17 protein-coding genes and 1 pseudogene are annotated in these 11,698 nt (G+C 64.3%); 12 read left to right on the forward strand and 6 right to left on the reverse strand.

Features of this window, described 5'->3' with window-relative positions; genetic code table 11:
• Positions 1 to 21 precede the first annotated feature (21 nt).
• The gene (locus HNE05_RS18165; RefSeq protein WP_173209956.1) at positions 22 to 636 is read left to right on the forward strand and encodes a TetR/AcrR family transcriptional regulator; all 615 of its coding nucleotides are present in this window, start codon (positions 22 to 24) and stop codon (positions 634 to 636) included.
• Positions 637 to 832: 196 nt separating this feature from the next.
• On the opposite strand, the pseudogene HNE05_RS18170 reads toward HNE05_RS18165, so the two are convergent.
• The 3 genes and pseudogenes from HNE05_RS18170 to HNE05_RS18180 all read right to left on the reverse strand — a co-directional run.
• Positions 833 to 1,570 (reverse strand): annotated as a pseudogene (locus tag HNE05_RS18170) (phasin family protein); the annotation flags it as partial.
• A gap of 10 nt (positions 1,571 to 1,580) precedes the next feature.
• Positions 1,581 to 2,024 carry a phasin family protein gene (locus HNE05_RS18175; RefSeq protein ID WP_173209960.1) on the reverse strand — a complete coding sequence of 148 codons (444 nt, stop codon included), beginning with the start codon at positions 2,022 to 2,024 and terminating at the stop codon, positions 1,581 to 1,583.
• Between the two features lie 119 nt (positions 2,025 to 2,143).
• Entirely contained in the window at positions 2,144 to 2,422 is a 279-nt protein-coding gene (locus HNE05_RS18180) for a polyhydroxyalkanoic acid system family protein (protein ID WP_160078213.1), read from the reverse strand.
• 114 nt (positions 2,423 to 2,536) lie between these two features.
• Here HNE05_RS18180 and ubiE point away from each other — a divergent pair, with 114 nt between their 5' ends.
• The 10 genes from ubiE (at position 2,537) to HNE05_RS18230 (ending at position 8,976) form a co-directional block, all read left to right on the forward strand.
• Positions 2,537 to 3,307, forward strand: coding sequence for a bifunctional demethylmenaquinone methyltransferase/2-methoxy-6-polyprenyl-1,4-benzoquinol methylase UbiE (gene ubiE, locus HNE05_RS18185; RefSeq protein ID WP_173209962.1), 771 nt, complete (start codon positions 2,537 to 2,539; stop codon positions 3,305 to 3,307).
• Complete coding sequence (locus tag HNE05_RS18190; RefSeq protein WP_173209964.1) at positions 3,307 to 3,921, forward strand: ubiquinone biosynthesis accessory factor UbiJ; 615 nt, start codon at positions 3,307 to 3,309, stop codon at positions 3,919 to 3,921. The genes ubiE and HNE05_RS18190 overlap by 1 nt, the downstream gene beginning before the upstream one ends.
• Positions 3,918 to 5,507 (forward strand): ubiquinone biosynthesis regulatory protein kinase UbiB, encoded by a 1,590-nt coding sequence (gene ubiB / locus HNE05_RS18195; protein WP_173209966.1) that lies wholly within the window; start codon positions 3,918 to 3,920, stop codon positions 5,505 to 5,507. Before HNE05_RS18190 ends, ubiB begins: the two co-directional genes overlap by 4 nt.
• A 127-nt stretch (positions 5,508 to 5,634) precedes the next feature.
• Positions 5,635 to 6,036 (forward strand): phosphoribosyl-AMP cyclohydrolase, encoded by a 402-nt coding sequence (gene hisI, locus HNE05_RS18200; protein ID WP_173209968.1) that lies wholly within the window; start codon positions 5,635 to 5,637, stop codon positions 6,034 to 6,036.
• On the forward strand, positions 6,029 to 6,364 hold the full coding sequence (locus HNE05_RS18205) for a phosphoribosyl-ATP diphosphatase (RefSeq protein ID WP_173209970.1): 336 nt from the start codon (positions 6,029 to 6,031) through the stop codon (positions 6,362 to 6,364). The genes hisI and HNE05_RS18205 overlap by 8 nt, the downstream gene beginning before the upstream one ends.
• 21 nt (positions 6,365 to 6,385) lie before the next feature.
• A complete protein-coding gene (locus HNE05_RS18210) occupies positions 6,386 to 6,646 on the forward strand; it encodes a twin-arginine translocase TatA/TatE family subunit (RefSeq protein ID WP_173209972.1) in 261 nt (86 codons plus the stop codon).
• A gap of 9 nt (positions 6,647 to 6,655) precedes the next feature.
• Positions 6,656 to 7,021 (forward strand): Sec-independent protein translocase protein TatB, encoded by a 366-nt coding sequence (gene tatB / locus HNE05_RS18215; protein ID WP_173209974.1) that lies wholly within the window; start codon positions 6,656 to 6,658, stop codon positions 7,019 to 7,021.
• The gene (gene tatC / locus HNE05_RS18220; protein WP_173209976.1) at positions 7,018 to 7,806 is read left to right on the forward strand and encodes a twin-arginine translocase subunit TatC; all 789 of its coding nucleotides are present in this window, start codon (positions 7,018 to 7,020) and stop codon (positions 7,804 to 7,806) included. Before tatB ends, tatC begins: the two co-directional genes overlap by 4 nt.
• A complete protein-coding gene (locus HNE05_RS18225; RefSeq protein WP_173209978.1) occupies positions 7,803 to 8,510 on the forward strand; it encodes a 16S rRNA (uracil(1498)-N(3))-methyltransferase in 708 nt (235 codons plus the stop codon). Before tatC ends, HNE05_RS18225 begins: the two co-directional genes overlap by 4 nt.
• Positions 8,511 to 8,562: 52 nt before the next feature.
• Positions 8,563 to 8,976 (forward strand): UPF0158 family protein, encoded by a 414-nt coding sequence (locus tag HNE05_RS18230; RefSeq protein ID WP_173209980.1) that lies wholly within the window; start codon positions 8,563 to 8,565, stop codon positions 8,974 to 8,976.
• 75 nt (positions 8,977 to 9,051) lie between these two features.
• Here HNE05_RS18230 and dtd read toward each other — a convergent pair whose 3' ends face one another.
• Together dtd and pip are read right to left on the reverse strand one after the other, a co-directional pair.
• A complete protein-coding gene (gene dtd, locus HNE05_RS18235; protein WP_173209982.1) occupies positions 9,052 to 9,489 on the reverse strand; it encodes a D-aminoacyl-tRNA deacylase in 438 nt (145 codons plus the stop codon).
• The gene (gene pip, locus HNE05_RS18240) at positions 9,486 to 10,457 is read right to left on the reverse strand and encodes a prolyl aminopeptidase (protein ID WP_173209984.1); all 972 of its coding nucleotides are present in this window, start codon (positions 10,455 to 10,457) and stop codon (positions 9,486 to 9,488) included. Before pip ends, dtd begins: the two co-directional genes overlap by 4 nt.
• A gap of 143 nt (positions 10,458 to 10,600) precedes the next feature.
• Here pip and HNE05_RS18245 point away from each other — a divergent pair, with 143 nt between their 5' ends.
• Positions 10,601 to 11,032 carry a hypothetical protein gene (locus tag HNE05_RS18245; RefSeq protein ID WP_173209986.1) on the forward strand — a complete coding sequence of 144 codons (432 nt, stop codon included), beginning with the start codon at positions 10,601 to 10,603 and terminating at the stop codon, positions 11,030 to 11,032.
• Positions 11,033 to 11,131: 99 nt separating this feature from the next.
• Here HNE05_RS18245 and HNE05_RS18250 read toward each other — a convergent pair whose 3' ends face one another.
• A complete protein-coding gene (locus HNE05_RS18250) occupies positions 11,132 to 11,686 on the reverse strand; it encodes a methyltransferase family protein (RefSeq protein WP_173209988.1) in 555 nt (184 codons plus the stop codon).
• Between the last annotated feature and the right edge of the window lie 12 nt (positions 11,687 to 11,698).

The following is an 11,698-nucleotide window of genomic DNA, read 5'->3' on the forward strand; positions in this document are numbered from 1 at the left end:
CGGCCATAAAATGCTCATGGAATGAAGACTCGCGACCGCATCCTCGAATGCGCCCTGATCCTGTTCAACCAGGAGGGCGAGCCCAACGTCTCCACCCTCGAAATCGCCAATGAAATGGGCATCAGCCCAGGCAATCTGTATTACCACTTCCATGGCAAGGAGCCGGTGATTCTGGAGCTGTTCGAGCGCTTCCAGAACGATATGGCGCCGCTGCTGGATCCGCCGCTGGATGTCGAACTGGGTGCCGAGGACTACTGGCTGTTCCTGCACCTGATCGTGGAGCGCCTGGCGCAGTACCGCTTCCTCTTCCAGGACCTGTCCAACCTGGCCGGACGCCTGCCCAAGTTGGCCCGTGGCATTCGCCACTGGCTCAACCAGCTCAAGCGCACCCTGGCCACCCTGCTGGCCCGCCTCAAGGCCGAGGGCCAACTGCTCAGCGAAACCCAGTCACTCGGCCAACTGGTCGAACAGATCACCCTGACCCTGCTGTTCTCCCTCGACTACCAGCGCATCGTCGGTGCCGATGGTGAAGTGCGCCTGGTGGTCTACCAGATCATGATGCTGGTCGCCCCACACCTCACCCCAGGTTCACGCCACGCCGCCGAACACATTGCCCAGCGCTACCTGCAGGCCTGAGAACCTGTTTACGATCTCCTGACTCGCGGCCATACCGCGTTAAAAACGGCCTCGGAATGCTCATTTACAGCTCGTAAACTGCGCTTCCTCGGCCGTTTTTGCCTTGTCTGGCTCTAATTCAGAAGGTCGTAAACAGGTTCTGAAACGCAAACGCCCGGCACTAGGCCGGGCGTTTGTGGTACTGAGCGGAAACTCAGGACGGGGTAGCAGGTGCTACCGGAGCAGCTACCGGAGCCGGAGCGGCTGCGGGTGCAGCGGCCGGAGCGGCCGGCTTAGCTGCGACCGGCTTGGCTACGGCTTTCGGTGCAGCCGGCTTGGCAGCCGGTTTCGCAACAGGCTTAGCAGCAGCTTTGGCGACCGGCTTGGCAGCCGGTTTAGCCGCAGGCTTGGCGGCAGCTTTGGCAACCGGCTTGGCGGCCGGTTTAGCTGCAGGCTTGGCAGCAGCTTTGGCAGCTGGCTTGGCGACCGACTTCACCGATACACCGGTGAGCTTCTCGATCTGCTTGGTCAGGGTGTCAACCTTGGCCTGCAGCGCCTTCACTTCGTTGCGGCTCGGCACACCGAGGCGGGAGATCGCACTGTTCAGACGCTTGTCAAAAGCCTCTTCCAGTTCGTTCCACTTGCCCAGGGCCTTGTCTTTGACTTCGTCGACTTTCGACTTGGCCGAACCAACAGTGGAGTCAACGGTGGTTTTCACCGCGCCCAGCTGCTTGTCGACTTCAGTCTTGGCTTGCTTCTCGGCTTTCTCGCCATCCTTGACCAGGCCGTCGAACAGCTTGGTGCCGTCCTTGCTGACTTTGGAATAGGCGCCGAGGCCGGCCAGCCAGATCTGCCGCGAGTACTTCTCGATCTCGCCGATCCAGGAACTGGTTTCCTTCTTCGCCACTGGCTTCTTAGCTGCGGGTTTTGCAGCGGTAGGTTTTTTAACAGCCATCCTGCTCTCCTTATTGGGTACGCGCGACACGTTCAAGCAATGCATTCAACTCGTCCAGCTTAGCAGAGAGTGCCTCAACGTCTTGCTTGGAGGGAATGCCCATACGGTTCAGCGCGCTGGCAACACGATTGTCGAAAGCTTTTTCGACCTTATCGAGCTGCACTTCAACTTTCTCTTTAACACCGAAAACGCTGGTCTTGACGCTTTCCAGCTGGGTAGTGATCTGGCTGTTGGCAGCTTCGACCTGCTCGTTCACCAGCTTCTTGCCTTGCTTCTCAACGCCTTCGCCGGCCTTGACCAGCTCTTTGAAGTAGTCAGCGCCTTCCTGGCCTGCCTTGACATAGGCACCCAGACCGGCCAGCCAGACCTTGTGGGCGTAGGCCTTCACATCGGTCAGGACGGTAGCTTTGCTTTCGACTTCGGCTTTCTTCTTAACGACGGCTTTAGTGGCCATGGGGCACCTCACGCTCAATGTGATGGAAAGTTGGTCCTTTCGCAGGACTTGAGCTCAAGGTAGGGAGAAAAATTAGAAATCACATACTAGGTCGCGAAATAGATTGTCCACCCCGGCTTTCAAGCCTGCAGATGCTTGTCCAGGGTGTCTTCGATTTCGCGCTTGATGGTGCCGCCCAGAGCCGACAGCAGCAGGCCAAGGTTGAGTTTGACGCGCACCTGATCGGCACTCACTTCGATGGTGCCGTCGGCGCCGCTGCGCTTGAACTCCAGGGTGTCGCCGGCCCAGCGGTATTTCACGTCGTATTCGCGTGCCAGGCGCTCGGCGAGCATCTCGGCTTTCTCGCGAGCGGCTTCGCGGCCAAGGGAATGGGAACGTTCGACGGTAATACGGGCCATGCACAACTCCGACAGCGACCTGGTGTCGCACGACTATACCGCGCCGCCTGGCGCCAAGACAAAGGCCGGCCACGGGTTTAGAATGGCCGCCACTTTGATTCCGGTGACCGCGACATGAACGACCCGCGCAAGGCCCACGACAGCGAACCGACCACCCACTTCGGCTTTCAGGACGTTCCGGAAAGCCAGAAGGCTGAGAAGGTCGCCGAGGTGTTCCACTCGGTAGCGGCCAAATACGACCTGATGAACGACGTGCTGTCCGGCGGCATGCACCGCCTGTGGAAGCGCTTCACCATCGAACTATCCGGCGTACGCGTGGGCAATCGCGTGCTGGATATCGCCGGCGGCACTGGCGACCTGGCGCGCAAATTTTCCAGCCTGGTCGGCCCGACCGGCGAAGTGGTGCTGGCCGACATCAACGAGTCGATGCTGAAAGTCGGCCGTGATCGCCTGCTCGACAAGGGCGTGGCCGGCAACGTGGTGTTCGTCCAGGCTGACGCAGAGAAACTGCCGTTCCCGGACAACCACTTCGACGTGGTCACCATCGCCTTCGGCCTGCGCAACGTCACCCACAAGGAAGACGCCCTGCGCTCGATGCTGCGTGTGCTCAAGCCGGGCGGTCGCCTGCTGGTGCTGGAGTTCTCCAAGCCCGCCAGCCCACTGCTGGCCAAGGCCTACGACGCCTACTCGTTCGCCTTCATGCCGCTGGCCGGCAAGCTGATCACCAACGACTCGGAAAGCTACCGCTACCTGGCCGAATCGATCCGCATGCACCCGGACCAGGACACCCTCAAGGCGATGATGGTCGAGGCCGGTTTCGAGCGCGTCACCTACCACAACATGACCGGCGGCATCGTCGCCCTGCACCGCGGCATCAAGCCCTGATGTTGCTGAGTGGGCTACTGGCCGGCGTCGAACACGGCCTCAACCGCGTGCTGGCGATGGACAGCACCGCGCTGCCGCGCCTGGCCCGGCTGGACGGCAAGGTCATCGCCATCGACTGCCAGAGCCCGGCACTGCAACTGTTCCTCCTGCCCAGCGGCGAGGGCCTGCAGCTGGCCAGCCAGTGGAGTGGCGCCGACTGCACCCTGCGCGCGCCGGCGGCCAGCCTGCTGCGCCTGGCCCTGGCCAAGGACAAGACCAGCGTCCTGCACCGCCCGGAAGTCGAACTGGACGGCGATAGCGCCGCCCTGCTGGAGCTGACCCAGATCCTCCAGGACCTCGAGCTGGACTGGGAATACGAGCTGTCGCGCTGGCTCGGTCCGGTCGGCAGCCAGTTGCTCAGTGGCCACCTGCGTAGCCGGGCGAACTGGGCCGGCAACAGCCTGGACAGCCTGCGCCACAACCTCGCCGACTACCTCAGCGAAGAATCGCGCCACCTGGTCGGCCAGCGCGAGGCCGACGCGCGCTTCGCCGAACTCGACCACCTCAAGCTCGCCCTCGACCGCCTCGACGCGCGTATCGAGCACCTCGCCCGCAAGGTAAAACCCTCCGAATGAAGCTGCTTGCCGCCCGCCGCCTGCTGCGCATCCTGCGCGTGGTGATTCGCTACCGCCTCGACGACCAGCTGCTGCACCTGCCGTTGCCCACCTGGATGCGCATGCTGCGCTTCGCCCTGCCCTGGCGCTGGCTGCCGCGCCGCCCGTCCCAGCTGAGCCGTGGCGAAGCCCTGCGCCTGGCCCTGGAAGACCTCGGGCCGATCTTCATCAAGTTCGGGCAACTGCTCTCCACCCGTCGCGACCTGCTGCCGCCGGACATGGCCGACGAACTGGCCAAGCTGCAGGACCAGGTGCCGCCCTTCCCCGCCGCCGAGTCGGTGGCACGCATCGAAGAGCAGCTCGGTGCCAGCGTCACTGAAGTGTTCGCCCGCTTCGAGGTCGAACCGCTGGCCTCGGCCTCGGTGGCCCAGGTGCATGCCGCACAGCTGAAGAGCGGCGAGGAAGTGGTGGTCAAGGTGATCCGCCCGGGGCTCAAGCCGATCATCCGCTCGGACCTGGCCTGGCTGTACCTCGCCGCGCGCCTGGCCGAGAAAGCTTCGGCCGATGCCCGTCGCCTGCGCCCGGTGGAAGTGGTCAGCGACTACGAGAAGACCATCTACGACGAACTCGACCTGCTGCGCGAGGCGGCCAACGCCAGCCAGCTGCGGCGCAACTTCGAGGGTTCCGACCTGCTCTACGTACCGCAGGTGTACTGGGACTGGTGCCGGCCGAAAGTGCTGGTGATGGAACGCATCTACGGCGTGCCGGTGACCGACATGGCCACCCTGGCCGACCAGCGCACCAACATGAAACTGCTGGCCGAGCGCGGCGTGGAAATTTTCTTCACCCAGGTGTTCCGCGACAGCTTCTTCCATGCCGACATGCACCCCGGCAACATCTTCGTCAGCACCCGCACGCCGTGGAGCCCGCAGTACATTGCGATCGACTGCGGCATCGTCGGCAGCCTCACCCCCGAGGACCAGGACTATCTGGCGCGCAACCTGATCGCCTTCTTCAAGCGCGACTACCGCCGCGTGGCGCAGCTGCACATCGACTCCGGCTGGGTGCCGGCGGAAACCAAGGTCAACGATTTCGAGGCGGCGATCCGCACCGTCTGCGAGCCGATCTTCGAGAAGCCGCTGAAGGACATCTCCTTCGGTCAGCTGCTGCTGCGCCTGTTCCAGACCGCACGCCGCTTCAACATGGAAGTTCAGCCGCAGCTGGTGCTGCTGCAGAAGACCCTGCTCAACATCGAAGGCCTGGGCCGCCAGCTGTACCCGGACCTGGACCTGTGGAGCACCGCGCAGCCGTTCCTCGAACGCTGGATGCGTGAGCGCATCAGCCCGCTGCACCTGCTGCGCAACCTGCAGCAGCAGGCCGAGCAGGTGCCGCACCTGTCGCAAATGGCCCGCGACACCCTGGAGCGCCTCAACCAGCAGCCTGCCGCCGCCCCTGTGGCGGCCGCACCAACGCACGCCTGGCCACTGCGCCTGATCGGCGCAGCGCTGATCGCCGGCGGCGTCAGCCAGGGCCTGAGCCTGGCCGTTGCCAGCTGGGCCGCCTGGCTCAGCCTGAGCGCCGGTCTGCTGCTGATCCTGCGTCGATAGCCAGTGCCGGCTACGGCTGGCACACTAGCCGAGCGCCATTTGTGTGCAGCACCTGCACCAACAGCGCCCAGCATTTACCGGCTGCGCCCAGCGCAGCATGAGACAAGCCCGGACGGGCGGAATAGCGATGACTGACTGGCTCGACGAAATCACCTGGAACGAAGACGGCCTGGTGCCGGCCATCGCCCAGGATCACAAGACCGGGCGCGTGCTGATGATGGCCTGGATGAACCGCGAGGCCCTGGCCCTCACCGCCGCGGAGCAGCGTGCCATCTACTGGTCACGTTCGCGTGGCAAGCTGTGGCGCAAGGGCGAGGAATCCGGCCATGTGCAGAAGCTCCACGAACTGCGCCTGGACTGCGATGCCGACGTGATCATCCTGCTGGTCGAACAGCTCGGCGGCATCGCCTGCCATACCGGGCGCGAAAGTTGCTTCTATCGGGTGTGGCAAGAGGGCGCGTGGCACACCGTCGATCCGGTACTGAAAGACCCGCACGCCATCTACCATACGGAACACAAGCATGAGTGACACCCTCACCCGCCTGGCCGAGGTGCTGGAGGCGCGCAAAGGCGCGGCGCCGGACAGCTCCTACGTTGCCAGCCTGTATCACAAGGGCCTCAACAAGATTCTGGAGAAGGTCGGCGAAGAGTCGATCGAAACCATTCTTGCGGCCAAGGACGCAGCCATCAACGGCGATTGCAGCGACCTGATCTACGAAACTGCGGACCTCTGGTTCCACAGCCTGATCATGCTCGCCGCCCTCGGCCAGCACCCGCAGGCCGTGCTGGACGAGCTGGACCGGCGTTTCGGCCTGTCCGGGCACGTCGAAAAAGCGGCGCGTCCCACATCCGACTGATCATTTGCGAGGACTGAGTACATGGGCATTTTCGACTGGAAACACTGGGTCGTCATTCTGATCGTGGTGGTACTGGTGTTTGGCACCAAGCGCCTGAAAAACCTCGGCTCCGACCTGGGCGAGACCATCAAGGGCTTCCGCAAGGCGATGAACACCGAAGAAGGCGACAAGCCCGCCGAGCCGCAGCAACAAGCCGCCCCCGCGGCCGGCGAGCAGCTGCACAAGCCGCAGACCATCGACGCCCAGGCCCAGCGGGTCGAAGAGCCTGCGCGCAAGGACTGACCCCCGGCCATGTTCGATATCGGCTTTTCCGAACTGCTGCTGGTCGGCCTGGTCGCGCTGATCGTCTTCGGTCCCGAGCGCTTGCCCGGTGCCGCGCGCACGGCCGGCCTGTGGGTCGGCCGGCTGAAGCGTAGCTTCAGCGCGATCAAGGCCGAAGTGGAGCGCGAGATCGGCGCCGACGAGATCCGCCGCCAGCTGCATAACGAACAGATCCTGCAGATGGAGCGCGAGCTCAAGCAGTCGATTCTGCCGCCGGCCATTGCTCCGGCTGACGCTGCGCCCGCCGAGCCGCCCGCAACCGCCGGTACAGAGCCCGCGCCGAGTCCCGTCAGCAGCGCCCCCGTCCAGCCTTCGGAGCCTTCGCGCCTGCCATGAGTGAATCCAAAGCCGAACCGGATGCCGAGATGCCCCTGGTGGCGCACCTGACCGAGCTGCGCTCGCGCCTGCTGCGCTGCGTGATTGCGATCTTCATCGTCTTCGCCGGGCTGTTCTACTTCGCCCAGGACATCTACACCATCGTCTCGGCGCCGCTGCGCGCCTACCTGCCGGAAGGCGCGACGATGATCGCCACCGGCGTCGCCTCGCCGTTCCTCACGCCGTTCAAGCTGACCGCCTGGTGCGCGTTGTTCCTCGCCATCCCGATCATCCTGCATCAGGTTTGGGGCTTTATCGCGCCGGGGCTGTACAAGCACGAGAAGCGCATCGCCATGCCCTTGCTGGTCTCCAGCATCCTGCTGTTCTACGGCGGCATGGCCTTCGCCTACTTTCTGGTCTTCCCGCTGATCTTCCACTTCTTCGCCAGCGTAACCCCGGAAGGGGTGGCGATGATGACCGACATCAACGAGTACCTGGACTTCGTCCTCACCCTGTTCTTCGCCTTCGGTGTCGCGTTCGAGATACCGGTGGCGACCTTTCTGGTGATCTGGGTCGGCGTGGTCGACATCGCCACCCTGAAGAAGAGCCGTCCCTACGTGATCGTCGGCTGCTTCGTGGTCGGCATGATCCTCACCCCGCCGGACATCTTCTCGCAGACCCTGCTGGCCGTGCCGATGTGGATGCTGTTCGAGGTAGGCCTGCTGTTTGGCGGCCTGGTGCGCAAGCGCAGCGAGCATGAACCGGACGACGACGCCGGCGACCAGCCGCCCGCCACGCTGCCGTGAACCTGCTGCTCCTGGAAGACGCCGACTTCGTTGCGGCGGATCGCGTCGTCCTCGCCGGGCGGCGCCTCAAGCACCTGCAGGAAGTTCACCGCGCTGCCGTCGGCGACAGCCTGCGGGTCGGCCGCCTCGGTGGCCTGATGGGCAGCGGCACCCTGCTGCAACTGAGTGAGCAACACGCCGAGCTGCAGGTCAGCCTGGACCAGCCGCCGCCGGCCAAACTGCCGCTGACCCTGCTGCTGGCCCTGCCGCGGCCGAAGATGCTCAAGCGCGTGCTGCAGACGGTGAGCGCCATGGGCGTGCCGCGACTGATCCTGCTCAACAGCTACCGGGTGGAAAAGAGCTTCTGGCAGACGCCCTTCCTAGAAGAGGAAGCGCTGCGCGAGCAACTGATCCTCGGTCTGGAGCAGGCACGCGACACCGTGCTGCCCGAAGTGATCATCGAGAAACGCTTCAAGCCCTTCGTCGAAGACCAGCTGCCAGGCATCACCGCCGGCAGCCTCGGCCTGGTCGGCCATCCCGGCGACTTTCCCGCCTGCCCACGGGCCGTCGAGCAGGCGGTGACCCTGGCCATCGGCCCGGAAGGCGGCTGGATTTCCTACGAGGTCGACAAGCTGCGCGAGGCGGGCCTTACGCCAGTGCAACTGGGCGAACGCATCCTGCGCGTGGAAACGGCAGTGCCGGCGCTGCTGGCGCGGTTGTTCTGATCATCGATTTCGGCATAGTCTGACTACACCTCCAGCCACTGCGGAGACCGTCATGCGCCCACTGACCATCGACCTCGACCGCCTGGCCGCCGCCTTCATCAGCGCCGACAGCGACTTTCGCCTCGACCTGCTGAGCGGCAAGATCCTCGACATCCCGCCCGCCGGCGAAGACCCGCAAATCGAACAGCTGCTGGAAGAAGAGCCCGAGCGCCTGCTGGCGGTGGACAGCCTGACGCCCGGGGCGATGCTCGCACTGATGGCCGAATTCCTCCCGGAAGTCGAGCAGCTGGCTGCCTACACCGCCCTGCAAGCCGCCCTGGACAGTCGCAAGCCGCTGCGCAGCTTCCACAACGCCCTCAAGCAGTTCCCCGACGTGCAATCCGCCTGGCAGGCCTTCGAGGCCGAACGCCTGCGCGAGCTGGCGCTGGACTGGCTGGCGGAGAATCAGCTGGAGCTGCGTGCGTAGACCCAGTGCGTAGCCCGGATGCAATCCGGGATCAGGCAACTCCGTCCCCGGATTGCATCCGGGCTACGGCATTACTCAGCTTTCCAGCAGAAAGGTCACCGGCCCGTCGTTGACCAGGTGCACCTGCATGTCCGCACCAAAACGCCCGGTGGCCACCTGTGGGTGCTGCTGGCGGGCCAGCTCGACCAGCTGCTCGAACAGTTCGGCGCCCAGCGCCGGGGCTGCGGCGCTGGAGAAGCTCGGGCGCAAGCCGCTTTTGGTATCGGCCGCCAGGGTGAACTGCGAGACCAGCAGCAGGCCGCCGCCGACGTCCTTGAGCGACAGGTTCATCTTGCCGTCGGCATCGCTGAACACCCGGTAATTGAGCAGCTTGTGCAGCAGTTTGGCGACACTGGCCAGGTTGTCTTGCGGCTCGACGCCGACCAGCGCGAGCAGGCCCTGGTCGATGGCACCGACGATTTCGCCGGCCACTTCGACGCGTGCGCCGCGCACGCGCTGGATCAGTGCCTTCATGCTTCTTCGAGGGGCAGGTCGAGCAGGCGCCGCGCCAATTGGTCGGCGGCGCGCACCAGGGCGTCGGTGATGCCGACTTCGGCGGCGGCGTGACCGGCATCGCGGATGATCTGCAGCTCGCTGTTGGGCCAGGCCTGGTGCAGCGCCCAGGCGTTGTCCAACGGGCAGATCAGGTCGTAGCGACCATGCACGATCACCCCCGGCAGATGGGCGATCTTCGGCATGTCGCGCAGCAGCTGGTCGGGGGCGAGGAAGGCATTGTTGACGAAATAGTGGCACTCGATGCGGGCGATCGACAGGGCGCGGTGCGGCTCGCTGAAACGATCGACCACCTGCGGATTGGGGCGCAGGGTGGCGGTGCGCCCTTCCCAGGTCGACCAGGCCTTGGCCGCGTGCATCTGGGCGATCTGGTCGGGGCCAGTGAGGCGCTTGTAGAACGCCTGCATCAGGTCGCCCCGCTCATCGGCCGGAATCGGCGCCAGGTAGTCTTCCCAGAAGTCCGGGAACAGGCGACTGGCGCCTTCCTGGTAGAACCAGTGGAAGTCCTGCGGGCGGCACAGGAAGATGCCGCGCAGGATCAGCCCGTGCACTCGCTCGGGGTGCGCCTGGGCATAGGCCAGCGCCAGGGTCGAACCCCAGGAACCACCGAACAGCACCCACTTGTCGATGCCGAGGTGCTCGCGGATGCGCTCCATATCGGCCACCAGCTCCTGGGTGGTGTTGTTTTCCAGGCTGGCGTGCGGGGTGGAGCGGCCGCAGCCGCGCTGGTCGAAGGTGACGATGCGATACAGGTTGGGGTCGAAGTAGCGGCGACTGGCGCCATCGCAGCCGGCACCCGGGCCGCCATGGATGAACACCACCGTCAGCCCATCCGGAGTGCCGCTTTCGTCCACATAGAGGACGTGCGGTTCCTGCACCGCCAACTCGTGGCGGGCAAAGGGTTTAATCTCCGGATACAAAGTCTGCATGCTGCACTCCCGAATCTGTGCGAAAGAGACTGCCCGGTAGCGGCGTATGTGCCAGCCATCCCGCGCAGACTTTAAGGTCCCTTTTGATCAGGTGCCGAACATCTGTGGTGGCGGCCATCATAACCATGAAAACGGAGTTGAGCATGCCTACCAAGCTATTTGCTGTGCCTTTCCTCGTCTTGCTCACCCTGCTCGGCGGCTGCACCAAGAGCGACCCGCAGGCGGCGCTGGAAGCGGCCGTGCAGCAGCTGCAAGATAATCTGGAGGCCAAGAAAGCCAGTACGGTCATGGAACAGCTGCACCCGCAGTTCAGCGCCCAGCAGCAGTACGACAGCGAATGGGCGGGGCGCACCATGGCTCTGCTGTTCCTGCGCCACAAGCAGGTCAAGGTGCTGGCCCTGAGCAAGAGCAGCAACATCGACCCGACCTACAGCAGCAAGGGCTACACCGAGGCGCAGATCGCCATGAGTGGCGCCGAGGGCCTGATTCCGGACAGCGCCCGGCATTACAGCGTCAAACTGGAGTGGTGGCTGGAAGACGGCGAATGGCGCCTGGCCAAGCTCGACTGGGAATAATGCGTATGCAGGAAATAACGTAGAAGCGAGCTCTGCTCGCGAAGCACTTTCGCAACCCCTTCGCGAGCAGAGCTCGCTCCTACAGGCTGCAACCTGCCACTAGAACAGGTAGGGCACGAACATCTTGCTGCGCGCCATGTAGGCGCGGTATGCGTCGCCGAAGTAGGCCAGGCATTCCACCTCGTCACGCCGCGCCGCCAGGTACAACAGCACGCTGGCGAGCAGGCCCAGAGCAAAGCTCAGAGCCTCGACTCGCTTGCAGGCGATGCCCCAGGTCAGCAGCAGCAACGAGCAGAACAGCGGGTGGCGGATGAAGCGGTAGATGCCGCCGGTGACCAGCTGCGAGGTGCGCTCGAAGGCATACAGTTCGTCGTCGACGCGCTGCTCGCTCGGCCGGCCATCGCGGTGCAGCTGGAAGATGCCCAGCACCAGCACCAGCAACGAAGTGAACAGCAACACCCAGGAGACCTTCTGGTGCAGGGCGTAGCGATCCTCGAACCAGAGCGGCGCATTCAGCACCAGCAGCGCCAGCATCACCTCCCAGGCGAAGAAGCGGTAGAAACCATGGGACTGCGGACGGCGCAGCACGCGCCAGGAAATACCGATCAGGGCTACCGAGCCCAGGGCAAATGCCAACCACTGCTGCCACATCATCCTTGCACTCCT

It is taken from the genome of Pseudomonas campi (assembly GCF_013200955.2).
GTDB lineage: Bacteria > Pseudomonadota > Gammaproteobacteria > Pseudomonadales > Pseudomonadaceae > Aquipseudomonas > Aquipseudomonas campi.